Consider the following 20431-nt stretch of genomic DNA (forward strand, 5'->3'; position numbering starts at 1 on the left):
AGGATCAGACGCATGACTAATAACTGGATGAAAAAGCAACGGCTGCTCGGCTACATCTTTATCGGGCCCAGCATGCTTGGCGTACTGCTGTTTTTCCTGATTCCGGCGGTGTATTCGTTCGGTCTCATGTTCACGAACTACAAGTTCATGAATCCGAACGTCGATTTCGTGGGCTTCGATAATATCGCAAGGCTCGTGAAGGACCCCATGTTCTACTTGTCGCTCAAAAATACGGTCATCTTCCTGGCGGCCGTGCCGGTCTCCATTGCGCTCGGCTTCGTCGTTGCGGTGGCGCTCAACCAGAAGATTTACTTGAAGAAGCTTCTGCGGGGCATGTACTTCATGCCGTACATTACGAGCGGCGTCGCCGTCGCGTTCGTCTGGATGCTGTTGTTCCATCCCAAGCAAGGCCCGATCAACGGTCTTCTTCGCAGCATCGGCATCGACAATCCGCCGGGCTGGCTGTCGACGACGACCTCCTCGATGTTCGCGATCGATATCATTTGGATTTGGTTCCTGCTGGGTTACAACATGATCATCTACCTGGCCGCGCTTCAGGAAGTGTCGCAGGAGCTGCTGGAAGCCGCCAAAATCGACGGAGCGAAGCGGGGACAGATTCTATGGAAAATCATTTGGCCGCTCGTCAGCCCGACAACGTTCCTGCTGCTCATTACCGGTCTCATCATGACGATCAAGACGTTTGGCATTATCCAAGCCATCACGCAGGGCGGTCCCGGCAACAGTACGACGATCCTCTCCTTGTATGTGTATCAGAATGCCTTTCGATACTATGATATGGGGTATGCTTCGACGCTCTCCTGGGCATTGTTCGTTGTCATCTTGCTCATCACGCTCGTCCAATGGATCGGGCAGAAGAGATGGGTTCACTACTAAGCTCAATAGGGGGAGACAAATCAGATGGAAACGTCCAAAAACTACCTGTCGTCCAGCTTGGTCAAACGCTGGGGCCTGACTTTCATTCTGCTCTTCCTGGCCATCGTTATGATCGTCCCGTTCCTGTGGATGATCAGCACGTCGCTCAAGACGCCGGCTCAAGTCTTCGAGTATCCTATCAAGTGGATTCCGTCCAATCCGACCTGGGAGCATCACGTGAAGGTATGGACGGGAGCCAAGAGCTTCGGTACCTACTACTGGAACTCGCTCAAAATATCCATCATCGGCATGTTCGGCGCGACGTTCCTGTCCGCTTTCGCCGCGTATGGCTTCGCCCGGATCCAATTCAAAGGGCGCGATCCGCTGTTTATGGTGTATCTGTCCATGATGATGGTGCCGCCTCAAGTGCTGTTCGTGCCCAAGTTCATCATGTTCGAATGGGCGGGCATCTATAACACGCATTTGGCGCTTATTCTGCCGGGGTTGTTCACGATATTCGGGGTGTTCATGCTCCGCCAGTTCTTCCTCTCGATCCCGAATGAAATTACGGAGTCCGCGTTCATCGACGGGGCGGGACACTTCCGTATTTTCTTCCAGCTCATCCTGCCTCTGGCGAAGCCCGCGCTTGCGACGCTTGCGATTATCGATTTCTCCTGGCAGTGGAACGATTACGAGAACGCGCTTGTGTTCCTGATCGACGAACGTTTGTATACGGTGCCGCTTGGACTTCAGAACTTCATTTTGGAGAACACGGTCGACTACAACGGCATGATGGCCGCCGCGTCGGCAGGCATTCTGCCCATGATCGCGGTATTCGTTATCGGTCAACGCTACATTATTCAAGGGTTAACCAACTCTGCTGTCAAAGGATAATCAACCATGCGTAACAAAGAAAAAATTTATTTTGGACTCATGGTGTGTACTGGAATGGTCGTGTTTATGACATTCTACAATCTGGCGAATTAAAAAGGAATGGGAGAACGGATCAAACGTTCTTCCGTTCCTTTTTTCTCGTATGGAACCGCAATAGAACGTTATTTTTCACACAAGAGAGAAGGACATTACAGCTATTTATTCGGATAAGATGATAGGGGAAGCGTCAATGAACCATATCGATGAACTGTTGAGCGGAGCGGGACAACGGCATATTGCGCATGGTCATTAGACCGACATGGGTCGGCGGGAGCTGCACGTCGAGCTTGATCTCGAAGAGGGATCCTTCCTGCAGCTCATTGGCGACAAATTCCTTGGTGACATAAGAGATGCCAAGCCCCTTGCGAGCGAACTCGATAAGCAGGTCAACGCTGCCGACCTCGATTTCGGGTTTAATGGTATAGCCATAATGCTGGAATAACTCGTTAATCGTCATCCGGGCCCGGCTGTTGCGCGAAAACAGAATGATGGGATGCTGAAGCAGCTGCTCCAGCGACATCACTTGATCCTTCAGCTCCGAATAACCGGCGCCTGCTACGAAGCAATCCTGAAGCCTGATGCTCTCGCGCACCTCCAGCTGAGAGTCGCCGATCGGCATGCGCACGACGCCAAGATCGATGCGGCCTTCCTTCAGGAACGTGATAACCTCGGGAGTCGTGCCATGGTTGAGATGGAGCTTGATCCCGGGGTAACGGCGATGGAAGTCCTCCAGATACGGCAGTAAATAATGTTTGAACAACGAATCGCTTCCGCCTACGCGGAGCTCGCCGCTATCGAGATTTTTGAGCGCGGCCATTTTCTCTTCGGCCAAAGTGATCAGAATTTGGGATTGCTCGATGTACGAATATAGGATGGAGCCTTCCTGGGTCAGCGTTACGCCCTTGGAGGTCCGGTAGAACAAGGCCATGCCGAACCGATCCTCCAGCTGCTTTACCGCATGGCTGACGCTGGGCTGGGTCAAATATAATGCTGCTGCGGCCTTCGACAGGCTGCCGGTTTTCGCTGCCCAGTAGAATACTTTATACAACTCGTGGTTGTTCGATATAGACATGGACGATGGCTCCCGTGACTTGTATTCACCATATTTATAAAGGTTACTAGCATTATATCGAAATGGTTCATGCGATTCAATTGCAGATTAACAGGAAGCCGAGGGATTAAAATATGCGCATGACATTTCGCTGGTTCGGGGAGGGCAATGATACGGTCCCTCTTCGTTATATTAAACAAATACCAGGCACGGACGGCGTCGTCTGGTCGCTTCATGATCTGGCGGCGGGGGAAGAATGGCCGATGAACCGCATTCTGGAGATGAAGTCGCTTGCGGAGAAGGAAGGCCTGCACATCGACGTGGTCGAGAGCGTAAACGTTCATGAGGATATCAAGCGGGGACTGCCTTCGCGCGATATCTACATCGAACAGTATATCAACACGATTCGCAAGCTGGGACAGGTTGGCGTGAAGGTGATCTGCTATAACTTCATGCCGGTCTTCGACTGGCTGAGGACGGATCTTCACTGGCGAATGGAGGACGGCTCGACGGCGATGTTTTACGAGAAGTCCGTGATTGAAGGAGTTGATCCGCGGCAGCTGGCGGCCACGATCAACGCCAATCCGGCGTTTACCATGCCGGGCTGGGAACCGGAGCGTTTGCTCCATATGGAGGGATTGATTCGGTCTTATCAAGGCGTCTCGGAAGAACGGCTATGGGGAAATTTGGCTTACTTCCTGGAGGCGGTTGTTCCTGTTGCGGCGGAGAATGGCATCCGGATGGCCATTCATCCCGATGATCCGCCATGGCCCGTCTTCGGGCTGCCGAGACTGATGACCTCGCAGGCCAATTTGCGCAAACTGCTGAAGCTTTACGATCATCCCTCCAATGGCATTACGCTGTGCAGCGGATCGCTTGGCGCCAATCCGGACAACGATATCATCTCCATGATTCATGAATTCGGAGATCGAATTCCGTTCGCGCATATTCGCAACGTTCGCCGTCTCGGCAATGGCGACTTCGTCGAGAGCTCGCATCGGACCTCGGACGGATCCGTCGATATAGCGGGCATCGTCAAGGCGTATCATGATATCGGATACACGGGATACGTCCGTCCCGATCATGGGCGTCAAATCTGGGACGAATCATGCAGGCCGGGCTACGGCTTGTATGACAGAGCATTGGGCATTATGCATCTATTAGGGTTATGGGACGGCTACCAATATGCGAAGAGCACGGGGGGGAGACAGAGGACATGACGATTAAATTGCAGCCCATTCACGAATCGTTAAATGGCAAAATTGCAGTTGTTACGGGAGGCGCGGGCGTTTTATGCAGAGCGATGGCGCTCGAGCTTGCCAGGCAAGGAGCTAAAGTTGCCATCCTTGGCCGGACGGCGGAGAAAAACGAAGCTGTCGTAAACGCGATTGCCGCTAACGGCGGAATCGCAATCGGCGTCGTTTGCGACGTGACGGATATCGACAGCGTGCGGGAAGCAGGACGGGTCGTCCTGGAAAAGCTGGGTCCCTGCGACATTCTCGTTAATGGCGCGGGAGGCAATCATCCCAGCGCGAATACGACAAACGAGACTTATGCGCCGGAAGATCATACGGCCGAAGGCGTAACGAGCTTCTTCGATCTTAGCATTCCGGCCTTCCGGAACGTGCTCGATCTCAATTTCGTGGGCACGCTGATCCCGTCCCAGGTGTTCGCGGAGCAGATGCTGGACCGTCCATGTCCGGTTATTATCAATATTTCGTCCATGAGCGCGCCGTCTCCGATGACGAAGGTGCCGGCCTACAGCGCGGCCAAGGCGGCCGTCGACAACTTTACGCAATGGCTGGCCGTCCATATGGCGGAATCGGGCATTCGCGTCAATGCGATCGCGCCCGGTTTTTTCCTGACAGAGCAAAATCGCAAGCTGCTTGTGCAGGAGGACGGCTCCTTGACGCCTCGCTCCGGCAAGATCGTTGCCCATACTCCGATGCGCCGCTTCGGCAAGCCGGAGGATCTGCTTGGCGTGCTGCTATGGCTCGTCGACGATACGACATCGGGCTTCGTCACCGGAACGACCATACCGGTAGACGGGGGATTTATGGCGTATTCCGGCGTATAGCCGATTTTGTTCGAATAACCTCTGCACGCGTTCATTCGCGGCAGGGGTTATTTGGCGAGAACGGAAACCGGATATGAAGCTTTCATTTAGCTATAGATCATATGTATGGCTACTGTGAAATATATCAATTACTTGTATGGCGAAGAAACGTATTATAGTGGAATTACGAAATCGATTGGCAAGATTTATTTAAAGCGAGAGAACAACCTCTCAAGGAAAGGAAGTACGAACAAAATATGACGATAACAAAAACGATTGAACAACTGGCTATCGACACGATCCGTACGCTGTCCATCGACGCGATCAACGCGGCGAATTCCGGACACCCGGGCCTGCCGATGGGAGCGGCGCCGATGGCGTACGCTCTGTGGGCTCAGAAGCTTAAGCATAATCCGGGCCACTCGAAGTGGTTCAACCGCGACCGCTTCGTGCTGTCCGCCGGTCACGGGTCGGCGCTGTTGTACAGCCTGCTCCATCTGAGCGGATATGCAGTATCGCTCGACGACGTGAAAGGTTTCCGCAAGCTTAACAGCTTGACGCCGGGACATCCCGAATTCGGCCATACGGACGGCGTTGACGCTACGACGGGGCCTCTGGGTCAAGGCGTCGCGATGGCGGTTGGCATGGCGATGGCGGAAGCGCATCTGGCAGCCAAGTTCAACAAGGATGGTTTCCCTGTCGTTGACCACTATACGTATGCGCTCGTCGGCGACGGCTGCCTGATGGAGGGGATCTCCTACGAAGCAATGTCGATGGCGGGGCACATGAAGCTGGACAAACTAATCGTGTTGTATGATTCGAATGACATCTCCCTTGACGGCGAGCTGGCTCTTTCCTTCGGGGAAGGCATTCAGAAGCGCGCGGAATCCGCTCACTGGCATTACATCCGGGTCGAAGACGGCAATGATATCGAAGCCATCGCCGGCGCGATCGAATCGGCCCAGAGCGCGGGCAAACCATCGTTGATCGAGGTTCGCACGGTAATCGGGTACGGCAGCAAAGTCGCCGGCACGAACAAGGCGCACGGCAACCCGCTCGGCAAGGAAGAAGCGAAAGCAACCAAGAAGGTATATGGCTGGGAGCATGAGGAAGACTTCTATGTACCGGAGGAAGTGAAGGCGCATTTCGCGGCTTTGAAGGAGCAAGGCGCAGCGGCGGAAGCGGAATGGAACGAGCTTGTCTCTTCTTATGGCAGTCAATATCCGGAGCTGGGTCAAGAGCTGGCGCAAGCCATCGAAGGCAAAGCGCTGATCGATGCTTCCGACATTCTGACGTTCGATACATCCAAGTCGATCTCGACTCGCGTGGCAAGCGGCGAAGCGATCAACCACTACGTGAAGCTGGTTCCTTCCATCTTCGGAGGAAGCGCCGACTTGTCCCACTCGACGATGACGGACATTAAAGGCGAAGGCAAATTCGCGGTTGATTCTTACGCGGGACGCAATGTCTACTTCGGCGTTCGCGAGCACGCGATGGGCGCTGCCGGCAACGGCATGGCGCTGCATGGCGGCGTGAAACCGTTCGTCAGCACGTTTTTCGTTTTCAGCGATTATCTGCGTCCTTCCATTCGTCTGGCGGCGCTGCAGAAGCTGCCTGTGACGTACGTATTCACGCATGATTCCATCGCCGTAGGCGAAGACGGCCCGACTCACGAGCCTGTCGAGCATCTGGCGGCACTGCGCACCATTCCTGGTCTGACGGTCATTCGTCCATCCGATGCGAACGAAACGGCCAGCGCTTGGGCATACTCACTAGTGCAGAATGACGGTCCTGTCGCGCTTATTCTGAGCCGTCAAAACCTGCCTATCTTCGAAGAGACGAAAGGCAACATCGAAAACGTGGCGAAAGGCGGCTATGTGCTGTCTCAAACCAACGATCAGCCGGACATCATTTTGATCGCCACGGGCTCCGAAGTATCCCTTGCCGCAAGCGCGAAGGCGGCTCTCGAGCAGGAAAACGTATCCGTCCGCGTCGTAGCGATGCCGAGCCGCGAGTTGTTCGACCGCGCGCCGCAGGACTACAAAGAAAGCGTGCTCCCGAGCTCGGTGACCAAGCGCGTCGCGATCGAAGCCGGCATTTCGCTTGGCTGGGACCGATTTACGGGACCTGCAGGCAAGGTCGTCTCCATCGATACGTTCGGCGCTTCCGGCCCTGGCGGCGAGGTGCTTGCCTACTTCGGGTTCACGACAGATAACGTCGTGCGCGTGGCCAAAGAGCTTTTGTAGAAGTTGTTAAACATGAAGTTATAGTATACGCTACTATTGACATAACTAACCAAAAAAACTTTTAGGGGAGGCAACAACAATGAAATTTTTTATCGATACGGCTAATGTGGAGCAAATCAAAAAAGCGTACAAAGTCGGCGTCTTGTCCGGCGTAACGACAAATCCTTCGCTCGTGGCGAAAGAAGGCGTGAAGTTCGAGGATCGCATCGCGGAAATTTTGCGCGAGGTGCCGGGCGTAGAATCCGTATCCGCCGAAGTGACGCCGGACGCCGAGACGGCGGAAGAGATGATTGCGCAAGCGAACGAGCTGATCAAGATCAACGACAACGATCCTAACATTACGATCAAACTCCCGATGACGCTTGCCGGCCTCGAAGCATGCCGCTACCTGGCGGACAAAGGCGTTAAAACAAACGTTACGCTGATCTTTACCGTTAACCAGGCTTTGCTGGCAGCTCGCGCAGGCGCAACTTACGTGTCGCCGTTCCTGGGACGCCTCGACGATATTTCCGAAGATGGCGTGCAATTGATCGTAAAAGTTGCCGAGCTGTTCCGCATTCACAATCTGGATGCTCAAATCATCGCGGCATCCGTTCGCCATCCGGATCATGTGACGCGCGTTGCCATGGCAGGCGCTCATATCGCGACGATTCCGTTCTCCGTTATCGAACAAATCTCCAAGCATCCGCTTACGGACCAAGGACTCGCGAAGTTTGCGGCTGACTGGAAAAATACTGTACTCGCATGAGAAACACGGCTTTCATTATAGAGAAGACGGTTGGTTTAGGAGGGAATAGACAATATGGCTATACGTTTTGATTATTCCAGCGCGCTATCGTTCATTGGCCAGCATGAGGTCGATTATTTCGCGCCGTTCGTGGGCGCCGCCCATGACATGCTGCACAAGGGTCAAGGCCCCGGCTCCGATTATCTTGGCTGGGTGGATCTCCCGAACAGCTACGACCTTCAAGAATTCGCCCGGATCAAGGCATCCGCGGAGCGCATCCGCGGAAATTCCCAAGCGCTTGTCGTCATCGGCATCGGCGGCTCTTACTTGGGTGCCAGATCCGCAATCGAGTCGCTGTCCCATACGTTTCACAATCAGATGGCGGGGAATACGCAGGTTTATTTTGCCGGCCAAAATATCAGCTCCACTTACATGTCCCACTTGTTGGAGCTGCTAGAGGGCAAGGATGTCTCCGTCAATGTGATCTCCAAGTCGGGCACGACAACGGAGCCGGCAATCGCGTTCAGGATTTTGCGCGATTACCTGGAGAAGAAATACGGCAAGGAAGAGGCGCGGAGCCGCATATTCGCGACGACCGACGCTTCCAAGGGAGCGCTTAAGAAGCTGGCCGACGAAGAAGGTTACGAGACGTTCGTCATTCCGGACGATGTCGGAGGACGTTATTCCGTACTGACTGCCGTAGGACTGCTGCCGATCGCCGTCGCCGGCCTCGACATCGACAAGATGATGGAAGGCGCCGCTGCGGCCGCGAAGAAATACGGCAATCCGAACCTGGCGGAGAACGAAGCTTACCAGTATGCAGCGGTGCGCAATGCTTTATACCGCAAAGGCAAAAGCATTGAGCTGCTGGCAAACTTCGAGCCGTCGCTGCATTATGTGGCGGAGTGGTGGAAGCAGCTGTTCGGCGAAAGCGAAGGCAAGGACGGCAAGGGCTTGTATCCGGCTTCCGTCGACTTCACGACCGATCTGCACTCCATGGGTCAATACGTGCAGGAGGGCCGCCGCGACCTGATCGAGACGGTATTGTCGGTAAAGAAGCCGCGCGTGGAATGGACGATAGAAGCGGATTCCGGCAATCTCGACGGACTCAACTTCCTTGCCGGAATGACCATGGACGAGGTCAACCGGAAAGCAGCCGACGGAACCCGGCTTGCGCACGTGGACGGCGGTGTGCCGAACCTCGTCGTGGAGCTGGACGAGCTGAACGAATACACATACGGCGAGATGGTCTACTTCTTCGAGAAGGCTTGCGGCATCAGCGGCCACTTGCTGGGCGTTAATCCATTCGACCAGCCGGGCGTCGAAGCTTACAAGACAAACATGTTCGCGCTTCTTGGCAAACCAGGCTTCGAGGCGCAAAAGGCCGAGCTGGAAGCTCGACTGGCCACAGAAAAAGATCGCGTTCACGCGTAAATGCTGCTTCATGCGATAAAAAAAGCCCAACGAACCGCAAAAATGGCTCGTTGGGGCTTTTTTCGTTGAATGAAAAGCAAAAAATAACGATATTGATACGAGGCCACCGTGGTCCCGGTTACAAAATAGGCAAAGTGTTCAACGAAGACAAAATAAGTGGAAAAAGTCCATTTAATTTTATGACTTTCTTTGTTTCTTTAACTTTAGTGGGAAATGTGCCCACTAATTATCGATGAATTTACGGGAATTTCCGAAATTTCATGATTTAGTGGGTGGATATCCCTTTATTTATCTGAAACGGACCACGTTCATTGGATTAGAGGGAGGTTTTCCTCTTAGACAATTCGAAATATGATTCTGCTTGATGATTAACGTACATGCATGGCACGACCGCTGCTCTTCGTGTACAGGAACGAGCAGAGTATCGCGAGAAGAACGATCGTGGACAGCCCCCAATAGATGTTGCTGTAAGCATGAGTAAGCGAGAGCTGCTCTTGCCAGGATAATGCAGCAGCCGACATAGCTACCCCGAAGGCGCCGCTGAAAAACTGCAGCAACTGGTACAAGCCGAGACCGGACCCGATCTGTGCAGGTTCCAGAATACGCGACAGCTCGTTGGAAACGCTGCTCTGCAAGATCGTAAAGCTTATGCTTAGCAAGATGTAAATGAACAGCAGCGCCCAGAAGGAGATGCCTTCAAACAATGCGAACAGCACGACGGAAGCCAGCAGGAACAACGGAACGTATCGAATGATAGAGCTGTTGCCCTTCGTGTCGATGTATTGACCGACGCGTCTGGAGACGAGCATTGCCAGAATCGAGCCGGGGAAAATAATCAGGCCGGCTTCGATAGCGCTGAGCTCGTATTGTTTCACTAATATTTGCGGCATAAGGAATAAGGTGGAAAAGCTGCATAAGTATCCGGCTATGCCAACCGCGCCTAAGATGAGGTAGGGGCGGTTGCGGAAGAGCGAAGGAAGCACGAACGGCTCCCTCGCTATCCGGATGCGTAGGGTGAACAATACCAGCGACAACACGCCGGCAGCCAACGCGAACCACGAGCCGCCCGTCAGGAACAGCAGCAATCCGGTCGTTCCGACGCCGATCAGCAGCGCTCCTAGCCCGTCGAATGAGCCTTCCTTCATGCTTTCTTTGGGTAAGTAGAGCGAGAATAAGGGAAGGAGCAGAACGGTTAACGCCGTCAGCGCGAAGAGGAAATGCCAGCCCATAAATTCCACTACCGCGCCGCCAACAACGGGACCAAGTCCAAGTCCAAGCGACACGGAGGACATAATAAGCGCCATCGCTTTGCCGCGGCGCTCGACAGGAATGTATCTCGAGATGAATACGAGCGATAAGGAAGGGATCGCTCCCGCTCCGGAAGCTTGCACGATGCGAACGGCAAGCAGCATCAGGAAGCTGTTGCTGAACATTCCCGCGATAGCGGCGAAGCTCAGCGAGATTATGCCGATCACAAATAATCTGCGGATCGGAACGAAATCGGCCAGCCTGCTGTAAGTTATGGACGAAATCGCGAATACGATGGAATACCCCGTGACGATCCAGGATGTCGAGGAGGGGGATAACGCGTACGCTTCGGCAACGTTGGGCAAGGCCAGGTTAAACATCATCGTATTCATGATGACAAGAACGATCGTTATGCCAAGCAAGCCGATGACGAGTCCTTCTTTTACGGCGGGAGTTTCCGCAAGGGGTTTATTCGTAGTAATGGTTGATGTTTTGTTCAAGGGAATCCCCACCTTTAAGTTCGTTATTTCGATTGTTATCGAACAATAGGATAATAGCATATCATATGATATACTGCAATCATCAATCCTAGTCGAGATGAAGGAGGATACCCAAGTGAAGGTGTTATTCCACCCTGATCGTGAAGATATAGATTTGTCATCCGTTTTATATGCGTTAAGCGATCCTCTGCGACTTGCGGTCGTCTCTCAGCTTTATTGTTCAGATGAAAGAAGCTGCGGCGAATTCGATGTGCCCATCGCCAAATCGACTTTGTCGCATCATGTACGCACGTTGAGGGAAGCGGGAGTTGTCAGAGTCAGAAGCGCCGGTACTCAGAGACTTATATCGCTCAGGGCGGAGGATCTGGAAGCCCGGTTTCCCGGGCTGCTCACGTCCGTGCTTAATGCTTACGAGGTTTGAGGAACTCTGCGAACGAAACGGCGACCGTTTGACGGCGACCTTTGCAAGTTAATCCTACATTGCTCTCGCTGGCCGTCTGCCATAATCCCGACGGCCTATTTGTCGTTTGCCGACCTCTCCCGCGCGATTGGTCGGCAAAACGCAAATGCTTGGTCGGCAAATGCATAGTTCGGCGATAAGGACTTTAGTATGCTGGAGAGACTAAGCAAAGGTGGGATGACGATGAATCAAACGAAGCCGAATATCGTCTGGATTACATTGGAGGATACGAGCCCGAGATTCGGGTGTTACGGAGACGTACTCGCCCGCACGCCGAATATCGATGCATTGGCAGGCGAAGGCGCATTGTATCGGAACGCATTCGCCGTCGCCGGCGTCTGCGCGCCCAGCCGCTCCGCCGTTATAACGGGCATGTATCCGACCGCGGTTGGCGCGCATCATATGCGAACTGGCCACATCAGTCCTTTCGCGCCGGAGCTGCCAACGCCATACGAGACCGTTCTTCCGCCGCAGGTCAAGCTCATTCCGGAGCTGCTTCGCGGAAACGGTTATTATTGTTCGAACAATTGGAAGACGGACTATCAGTTCGATGCCCCGATCACGGCCTGGGATGACAACGGCAGAGAGGCGCATTGGCGAGGCCGCGAGCCCGGCCAGCCTTTTTTTGCCGTGTTCAATTACGACGATACGCATGAAAGCGGCATGTGGAGCGCAGAGACCAAGTCGCGATTCCGGCCTGGCACAGAAGAAGCGCCTCTTGTGACCGATCCGGACCATGTGAAGCTGCCGCCTTATTTGCCCGACACGCCTAAGACCCGCATCGCTCTTGCCAAACAGTATGATCACGTGGCCGACGCTGACGATTATGTGGGGAAAATTCTGAGTCAACTGAAGGAGGACGGCTTAACGGACAATACGGTAGTGATGCTCTGGAGCGATCACGGGGAAGGATTGCCGCGCGCGAAACGATGGACGTACGATGCGGGCATTCGCGTGCCGCTGATTGTAAGATGGCCCGGCCCGGTGGAAGCCGGCGCAACGAGCGAACGGCTGGTCAGCCTCATCGACTTAGGGCCGACCGTGCTTTCGCTGGCGGGTATTCCGCTGCCCAGACATTTGCACGGCGGGCCGTTTATGGGAGAGGATGCCGTGCCGAGGCGGTATGTATTCGCCACGCGAGATCGTTTCGACGAAGCCTACGATAAAGTGCGCGCTGTGCGAGATGAGCGATTTAAATATATTCGCAACGATTACCCGGAGCAACCTTACCTGCAATGGATTCCGTTCAGCCAGTTGCATCCGGCCTTCAGGGAGCTTTGGCGGCTGCAACTGGAGGAAGGACCGCTTAAAGGGGACAGGAGCGTGCTGCTGCAGAATCGCCGTCCGCCGGAAGAACTGTACGACTGCGCGAACGACCCTCACGAACTCCGGAATTTGGCGGAAGAAGAGGCCTATCGCGATATATTAAACCGCCTGCGCCAAGAGCTGGATGATTGGTGCCTCGAATACGACGTCTGGGGCGATATCCCCGAGGAGCGGATGGTCGAATCGATGTGGCCGGGACGCGTTCAGCCGCTAACGGCCAAACCGTTGTTCATACCGATCAATAGTCGGCTTCCCGGCGTGGCCGTCATGACCGAAGGCGCATTCGCGGAGCCGACGGTCGTGATGCTCCACGCGGCAACGCAGGGAGCGTCCATCGCGTTTACCTGCGAAGAAGGCGATGCTGCCAAGTGGAAGCTCTACACAGGTCCCGTCAAGCTGCCGGAAGGCCAAACGAAATTAAGGGCGAAGGCGGTACGTATCGGTTACAAGGAGAGCGAAGAAGCAACGGCATTGTTTGCATATCATCCATTTCCATTACAGGCGAGTACTGCAAAGGAATCGGAATAAGCAGTTGCGGGGGAGCCCATAATGATCGTAGGATTTAAGAGAGAGAGAGGGAGGGCAGGGCGTCGGGCTTGTCCATCCAATTCATAAGCAAGGAGGGTGTGCGACCATGAAAGGACGCCTCCGCGACATTCCTTGGCAATCGATCAGGGTCAGGCTGGTGCTTGGCCTTCTCTGCATTACGTTGCCGATGATCGCGTTATTGATCTACAACAACCGTTACAGCGTAAACGTCATTCATAATCAGGTGGCGAATTCCAATCAGAATCTGGTCTCCGTTTATATGAAACAAATCGACGACCAATTGTCCGAGGCGGAGCGGCATATGATGGGACTAATGTTGTCCGAATATAATCTGCTGGCAATGGGCGAGGCGGGTTCCAGCGACGATTACGTCATGGCCAAGAGCGGCGTATCCCGCAGGTTGACTTCCGATCTCATCGTGTATCCCTACATTGACGGTTTTTTTGTCTATTCGATTCCGCGCCGCGACATGGTAGAAGCTTCGCGGTCTTCTTTGAGCTACGACGCGCTTCGTCAACTCCGGGAAGCGATGGAAGAAGCGGTCCTGCTGCTGGAAAAGAAATCTTCCCCGATTGGCGCTGAATGGACGGCGGTGACCATTAACGGGGAAGCGCATATCGTGCGGCTGTTCAGCGACGGCAGCATTACGATAGGCGCATGGGTGAAAGCGAAGACCATGCTGGAGCCGCTTCGCAACATTCATACGGGCGACTCGGGTGCTACGCTTATCGTCGACGGCGCAGGCAAGCCGCTGCACAGCACAAGAGATCTGAAGGAGGAAGGCATCGATTTCGCGAGAGGGTTCCGCCAGTATTACTTGTCGGGCAAGGATGACGATTATCTCGTTGTGGGAGAGTCCTCCGCCAAAGGCGACTTCAGTCTGGCCGCGGTCGTCCCCGACAAACTTATTCTCGAGAATTTGCCTTATTTGGCCAAAGCGGCGGCGCTGCTCATCGCAATTGCCGTTGCCATGCTGCCGATCAGTTTATGGTTTCTGCGCAAAGTGTTGTTGCTGCCGCTCCAGAAGATGACGGTAGCGATGCGGCGGATCGGGGAAGGGAACTTCAACGCGGGAATTGAAGAATCGTCCGTGCAAGACGAGTTCCAACTCGTCAACCGTACGTTTAATCAGATGATCGGCCAGATCGCCGAGCTCAAGATCCATGTGTACGAGGAACAGCTTAACAAGCAGAGAGCGGAGCTCAAACATTTGCAGCTCCAGATCAATCCTCATTTTTTTATGAATTCGCTAAATATTCTCTACAACCTGGCGCAAGTGAAGCAATATGGACTCATTCAGGAGATGACGTTATGCCTCGTGCAATATTTCCGCTACATGCTGCAGAGCAATCGGCCGCTTGTGCTGCTGAGAGACGAACTTCAGCATGCGCGCAATTTCCTCCGCATCCAGGAGCTGAGATTCCCTGAAAGGCTGATCTGCCGAATCGATGTGCCGGCTTATTTGCAAGATACGCCCATTCCCCCGCTCATGCTGCATACGTTCGTCGAGAACACGATTAAACATGCCGTCCGGATGGACGAGCCGATCGAGATCGTCATCGAAGCGGCACTGGACGAGTTGGCGGATGAACCGATGGTCATTCTGACTATCCGAGACACCGGCCAAGGGTTCTCGGACGAAGCACTGGAGAACGTGCGGGCAGGCGTGCAAGCGGAGGACGACAAGGGCGAGCATATCGGTCTGTGGAATGTGAGAGAACGGCTTCGTCTGCAGTACGGCGACAGGGGCTGGATGGATTGTTACAACGACGATCCGCATGGAGCGGTCGTTGAGATAGGTATTCCTATGAATCCCGAAGCAGGGAGAGAGGGAGCACAGGATAATGAAGCAGTTGCTGATCGTTGACGACGAAAGAATCGCGATCGAAGGAATCAAGTCGGGCGTGCGATGGTCCGACGTCGGCATCGGCCGACTGCTCGAAGCGCAAAGCGCGGAGCAGGCAAAGGCGGTTTTCCGTCAGGAGCGGGTCGATCTGATGTTGTGCGACATCGAGATGCCGCAGGGCACCGGGCTGGAATTGCTGGAATGGGTCAGGGAACATTATCCCGCAACGGAGACGATCTTCCTGACTTGCCATGCGGACTTCGGTTATGCCAAACAAGCGATCCAGCTCGGCAGTCTCGATTATTTGCTCAAGCCGATTCCGTACCCGGAGCTGGAAGACGCGATTCGGCGCGCGATCGTCAAGCTGGACGAGCATAAGCGGCTTAACGAATTCAGTCAATACGGAAAGTATTGGGTCAGGCATCAGCCGCTGCTTGTGGAGCGGTTCTGGCTCGACATTCTCGGGCAGAACATTACCGGAACGGCGGAGGCGATCGGCAGGGCCGCGGCGGAACGCAATATCCCGTATTCGGACGAGATGACGTTCCTGCCGGTGTTTATCCATATTCGGCGCTGGCATAAAGCGATAACAACCAGGGACGAAAAGATTATGGAGTATGCGGTTCGAAAGTCGGCCGAGGAGGTGCTGCTTCTGTCGCCCGAGCATGGGGTCTTGCTCACGGTTGGCAAAGGCGAATTCCTCGTCATGTTGAACGGGGAATCGCGGCAAGCAGCTGCGGAAGCGCTGAAGGAGGCATGCGAACGGTTCGTCGAAGCTTGCCTGACGTATTTTTACGCCGGCGTCGCCTGTTACATCGGAGAACCCGCGCAAGGGCACGGCATGGCTTCGGCGTTTACCAAGCTCCGCAAGCTGGACGAAAACAATGTCGCGCATGATCACGGGGTATTCGCCATGCGGGATCCGGATGCTTTTCCGATCGGTCATCTGCCGCCCGACATGGGGGTTTGGTCCGTGCTGCTGGAGGAAGGAGACCGCGACAAGCTGCTGCGGCGCGTCGAACAATATATGGGCATGCAAGTGACGTCCAATCACCTTAATCCCGAACTGCTCAACCGATTTATTCAAGACTTCCATCAGATGGTGTATTACGTGATGCAAGTGAAAGGCGTTCAGGCGCATCAACTGTTCGGAGATAGCGAATCGACGGAGCTTCATATGTCCGCGACGCGTTCCGCCACGGATGCGCTGGCCTGGATTCGGCATATCGTGGACAAGGTGCTGCCATTTGTCGCGGAGCGCCAGCAAAGCGTTGTGGACAAGGCGAAGACCTACATCCGCGAACGTCTGGCGGAAGATATTTCCCGTGAAGACATCGCAGGCCATGTGTATTTGAATCCCGATTATTTGACGCGCGTTTTCAAAAAAGAGACGGGATTGTCGGTTTCCGATTACTTAATGCAACAGCGGCTTGGTCTCGCGGCGGAGCTGCTGTCGAGCACCGATCTGCCGGTCGGGACGATCGCCGCCAAGGTCGGCTACGCGAATTTCTCTCATTTCTCCCGCATGTTCAAGAAACATGCCGGGCTCGGTCCCGTGGAATATCGAGGCAGGGAGCACGGGAGCGGATAAGGTCGTCAAAGTGGCAATGGGAGGTCGTCATCGGGGCAGAGGAAGGCGTCGCCTCCATCGTACAATAAGATCATCAACAAACCACTACACGATAAGCGGGGGAAAACAAACATGAACAAATCGAAAACCGGAGCGGCCGGACTGCTATTGAGCGTCGCCTTGGTTCTGGGCGCATGCTCCGGCGGCAACGGCGGCAATGCCGGGAACGGTGACGTATCGCCGGAAGGCAGCGGCAACGGAGGCGCGCCAGCCGAGCGCAAGGTCGAAGAAATTACAGTCGCATTCCCGATCGTCACGACGTCCCAGCAGGATTTGCAGCTCGTCGAGGACGCGATCAACGTGATCTCGGAAGAGAAGATTCAAACGAAAGTAAAGCTCTTGCCGATCAACGCGGGCGAATGGGCGCAGCGCATGAATCTGATCTTCAGCGGCGGAGAAAAGCTCGACCTGACGTTCGTCTCCGGCACGATGTACAGCAACATGGTCGCCAAAGGGCAGCTTATTCCGCTTGACGAGCTGCTGGATTCGCAAGGCGAGGGGATCCGGACGGCGGTCGAGGAACAATATCTGAACGGCACCCGCATCGGCGGGAAAAGTTACGCCGTGCCGACCGTTCGCGATCTCGCAGGCAGCTACGGTTTGACGATGCGCAAGGATCTTGTCGACAAGCATGGAATCGACATCGCTTCGATTAACACGCTGGACGACGTGGCGAACGTGCTGAAGACGATCAAGGCCGGCGAGCCGAACGTCGTGCCGCTCATTCCGGGCGCGCCGGGGCAGTCTTTCCGCGACAACTATACGTTCTACGATCCGCTCGGCGACCATATGGGCGTGCTGCCGGACTACGACAACGGGCTGAAGATCGTCAACCTATACGAGACGACGGAGTACAAGTCGTTCCTGGATACGATCCGTCAGTGGTACCTGGACGGCTACATCCTGCCGGATGCCGCCACGAACAAAACGACGACGTTCGAGCTGCTCAAGTCGGGTAAAGCCTTTGGTTATCTGGCGATGCAGAAGCCTGGCTTTGCCGAACAGGAGACAAAAAGCTCCGGCGTCGAGATGGTGACCAAGGAACTGCTGGCGCCGGTATCGACGACGACGAACGTCACTGCCGCGATGTGGGGCATCCCGGTGCATTCCAAGCAGCAGGATAGAGCGATGGATTTCCTGAACCTGCTGTATACGGACAAGGACATCGTCAATCTGTTCGATTGGGGTATCGAAGGCACGCATTACATCAAAGCGGAAGGAGGACCGGACAACGTTATTGCGTATCCCGAAGGAAAGGATGCGGCGTCGGTCGGCTACAACATGCTCGGCTGGGTGTTCGGCAACCAGTTCCTCTCCTATGTGATGAAGAACGGCGATCCCGATATTTGGAACAAAACGGAAGCGTTCAACAAAAGCGCCAAACCGTCCAAAGCTCTAGGCTTCGTGTTCGACGCTTCGGCGGTCAAGACGGAAGTCGCCGCGGTATCCAACGTTGTGACGCAATACCGTCTGCCGCTTGAAACGGGCAGCGTCGACCCGGCCAAGATGCTGCCTGAATTTGTCGAGAAGCTGAAGTCGGCAGGTCTGGACAAAATTATCGCCGAGAAGCAGAAGCAGCTCGACGAATGGGCGAAGACGTCTTCGGCTCAATAATACGTTAACTTTTGCAAACGTAAATGTCGCCCGGCCAATAAAGCGTTGGCCGGGTTTATTATTTCGCCGTTCTTACGGAGGAGGGGAGTGAGTACGGTGACGACGATGACGCACCGCAAGAGAAAGATCAATTTCCGCCGTTACATCCCGCTGTACCTCATGATGATTCCTGGGCTCGCTTACCTCGTCATCAATAATTATTTGCCCATGTTCGGGCTGTCGATCGCGTTCAAGGACGTCAATTACGCAAAAGGCATATGGGGAAGCGATTGGATCGGACTGAAAAACTTCGAATATTTGTTCAAAACGACCGACGCCTATATCATTACTCGAAATACGCTGCTCTACAACGCGGTATTTATCGTGCTCGGTCTTGCCATCGCAATCGCGATTGCGATTCTGCTGAACGAAATCCGCAACAAAACGGCGAGAGGACTTTATCAAAGCGTCATTTTGCTGCCATTCCTGATTTCCATCATACTGGTCAGCTACCTCGTATATGCGATGCTGAGCGTCGATTCCGGTTTCCTGAATAAGACGGTGCTGCCGATGTTTGGTCTCGATCCGGTGTCCTGGTATTTGGAACCCAAGTATTGGCCTTATATATTAACCATCGTGCATATTTGGAAAGGCGCGGGTTATTCCTGCATCGTGTTCCTTGCCGCGATCATCGGCATCGACCGGGAATATTACGAAGCCGCGGAGCTCGACGGCGCCTCCAAGTGGACGCAAATCCGCACAATCACTTTGCCGATGATTTCGCCGATCATTACGATGCTGGCGCTGCTGGGCATCGGCCGTATCTTCTATTCCGACTTCGGTTTGTTCTACCAGGTACCAATGAACTCCGGCGCGTTGTACGAGACGACCAACGTCATTGACACGTACGTTTTCCGCGGCTTGATGCAGCTTGGCGATATCGGCATGTCGGCGGCGGCCGGGTTCTATCAATCGCTTGTCGGCTTCGTGCTGGTGCTGGTGTCCAATTATATCGTGCGCAAATTCGACAAGGACAACGCCTTGTTCTAGGAAAGGAGATGCCTCATGGCTAACGAATACCGCGCCTGGCGCGTGTCGGCGCATATTTTACTCGGCTTGCTGTCGCTCGCCTGCCTGCTTCCGTTCGTGCTGCTTATTATGTCGTCCATTACGGATCCGTCAGATATCGTGAATAAAGGCTACACCTTTTTCCCATCATCCTTCAGCTTGGCGGCTTACGAATATCTGTTGGACAATTCGGAGATGATCTTCCGTGCTTACGGGATCACGACGCTGACGACGGTTTTGGGAACGTCCGCGAGTCTTATGATTACGTCGATGCTCGCCTATCCGTTGTCGCGCAGAGATTTGCCGGGCGGCATGGTCATCGCGTTTACCGTCTTTTTTACGCTGCTTTTCAATGGCGGCCTCGTGCCGACTTACATGGTGTATACGCAAATGTTCGATATTAAAAATACGCTGTTCGCCCAACTCGTGCCGTGGCTTCTCATGAATGGCTTCAACGTGTTGCTGATGCGCGCGTTCTTTATGAACAGCATTCCGACGCCAGTCATCGAATCCGCAAGCATCGACGGAGCGGGCGAATTCAAAATTTACTCTACGATCGTGCTGCCGCTTTCGCTGCCGATAATGGCAACCGTAGGTTTGTTCCAGGGACTGGCCTATTGGAACGACTGGAATAACGGCCTCGTGTTCGTCACCGACGCGAATCTGTTTAATCTGCAAAACGTGCTGAACAAAATTATGAGCGACATCGAGTTTCTGTCGAGCAATTCCGGCATGGGAAGCGGCAGCGCCGCGGCGGCCCTGCCGAGCGAGACGTTCCGTATGGCCATCGCGGTCATCGGCATCGTGCCGATTCTGATTGCGTATCCGTTTTTTCAGAAATATTTTGTAAAAGGGCTGACGATCGGAGCTGTGAAAGGCTGACGAATCGCG

At 54.3% G+C, this 20431-nt stretch carries 16 protein-coding genes; 14 read left to right on the forward strand and 2 right to left on the reverse strand.

Annotated features, from left to right (window positions below):
- The first annotated feature begins 12 nt into the window (after nt 1–12).
- Complete coding sequence (locus KJW29_RS05375) at nt 13–894, forward strand: carbohydrate ABC transporter permease (protein WP_087571009.1); 882 nt, start codon at nt 13–15, stop codon at nt 892–894.
- Nucleotides 895–918: 24 nt separating this feature from the next.
- Complete coding sequence (locus tag KJW29_RS05380) at nt 919–1767, forward strand: carbohydrate ABC transporter permease (RefSeq protein WP_179215844.1); 849 nt, start codon at nt 919–921, stop codon at nt 1765–1767.
- A gap of 226 nt (nt 1768–1993) precedes the next feature.
- Here KJW29_RS05380 and KJW29_RS05385 read toward each other — a convergent pair whose 3' ends face one another.
- Nucleotides 1994–2872, reverse strand: a complete 879-nt coding sequence (locus KJW29_RS05385) for a LysR family transcriptional regulator (RefSeq protein ID WP_087571073.1) — start codon at nt 2870–2872, stop codon at nt 1994–1996.
- A gap of 119 nt (nt 2873–2991) precedes the next feature.
- Here KJW29_RS05385 and uxuA point away from each other — a divergent pair, with 119 nt between their 5' ends.
- From uxuA to KJW29_RS05410, 5 genes are all read left to right on the forward strand, one after another.
- A complete protein-coding gene (gene uxuA, locus KJW29_RS05390) occupies nt 2992–4077 on the forward strand; it encodes a mannonate dehydratase (RefSeq protein ID WP_214629037.1) in 1086 nt (361 codons plus the stop codon).
- Nucleotides 4074–4934 carry an SDR family oxidoreductase gene (locus tag KJW29_RS05395; RefSeq protein ID WP_425517490.1) on the forward strand — a complete coding sequence of 287 codons (861 nt, stop codon included), beginning with the start codon at nt 4074–4076 and terminating at the stop codon, nt 4932–4934. Before uxuA ends, KJW29_RS05395 begins: the two co-directional genes overlap by 4 nt.
- A 242-nt stretch (nt 4935–5176) precedes the next feature.
- Complete coding sequence (gene tkt / locus KJW29_RS05400; protein ID WP_214631008.1) at nt 5177–7159, forward strand: transketolase; 1983 nt, start codon at nt 5177–5179, stop codon at nt 7157–7159.
- A gap of 79 nt (nt 7160–7238) precedes the next feature.
- Nucleotides 7239–7907, forward strand: coding sequence for a fructose-6-phosphate aldolase (gene fsa, locus KJW29_RS05405; RefSeq protein WP_087571011.1), 669 nt, complete (start codon nt 7239–7241; stop codon nt 7905–7907).
- 54 nt (nt 7908–7961) lie between these two features.
- Entirely contained in the window at nt 7962–9320 is a 1359-nt protein-coding gene (locus KJW29_RS05410) for a glucose-6-phosphate isomerase (protein ID WP_214629038.1), read from the forward strand.
- 368 nt (nt 9321–9688) lie between these two features.
- Here KJW29_RS05410 and KJW29_RS05415 read toward each other — a convergent pair whose 3' ends face one another.
- Nucleotides 9689–11068 carry an MFS transporter gene (locus tag KJW29_RS05415; protein WP_246608599.1) on the reverse strand — a complete coding sequence of 460 codons (1380 nt, stop codon included), beginning with the start codon at nt 11066–11068 and terminating at the stop codon, nt 9689–9691.
- Between the two features lie 115 nt (nt 11069–11183).
- Here KJW29_RS05415 and KJW29_RS05420 point away from each other — a divergent pair, with 115 nt between their 5' ends.
- The 7 genes from KJW29_RS05420 to KJW29_RS05450 all read left to right on the forward strand — a co-directional run bounded on the left by KJW29_RS05420 (nt 11184) and on the right by KJW29_RS05450 (nt 20422).
- On the forward strand, nt 11184–11489 hold the full coding sequence (locus KJW29_RS05420; RefSeq protein ID WP_087571013.1) for an ArsR/SmtB family transcription factor: 306 nt from the start codon (nt 11184–11186) through the stop codon (nt 11487–11489).
- A gap of 222 nt (nt 11490–11711) precedes the next feature.
- Nucleotides 11712–13382 (forward strand): sulfatase family protein, encoded by a 1671-nt coding sequence (locus KJW29_RS05425; protein ID WP_246608600.1) that lies wholly within the window; start codon nt 11712–11714, stop codon nt 13380–13382.
- Between the two features lie 106 nt (nt 13383–13488).
- Entirely contained in the window at nt 13489–15270 is a 1782-nt protein-coding gene (locus KJW29_RS05430; RefSeq protein WP_214629040.1) for a sensor histidine kinase, read from the forward strand.
- A complete protein-coding gene (locus KJW29_RS05435) occupies nt 15248–16840 on the forward strand; it encodes a response regulator (RefSeq protein WP_214629041.1) in 1593 nt (530 codons plus the stop codon). Before KJW29_RS05430 ends, KJW29_RS05435 begins: the two co-directional genes overlap by 23 nt.
- Nucleotides 16841–16951: 111 nt before the next feature.
- On the forward strand, nt 16952–18493 hold the full coding sequence (locus tag KJW29_RS05440) for an ABC transporter substrate-binding protein (RefSeq protein WP_214629042.1): 1542 nt from the start codon (nt 16952–16954) through the stop codon (nt 18491–18493).
- A gap of 105 nt (nt 18494–18598) precedes the next feature.
- Nucleotides 18599–19522, forward strand: a complete 924-nt coding sequence (locus KJW29_RS05445; protein WP_087571078.1) for an ABC transporter permease — start codon at nt 18599–18601, stop codon at nt 19520–19522.
- Nucleotides 19523–19537: 15 nt separating this feature from the next.
- Nucleotides 19538–20422 (forward strand): carbohydrate ABC transporter permease, encoded by an 885-nt coding sequence (locus tag KJW29_RS05450; RefSeq protein ID WP_214629043.1) that lies wholly within the window; start codon nt 19538–19540, stop codon nt 20420–20422.
- Nucleotides 20423–20431: the final 9 nt, after the last annotated feature.

This window comes from Paenibacillus agaridevorans, from assembly GCF_018604145.1.
In the GTDB taxonomy this organism is placed as follows: domain Bacteria; phylum Bacillota; class Bacilli; order Paenibacillales; family Paenibacillaceae; genus Pristimantibacillus; species Pristimantibacillus agaridevorans.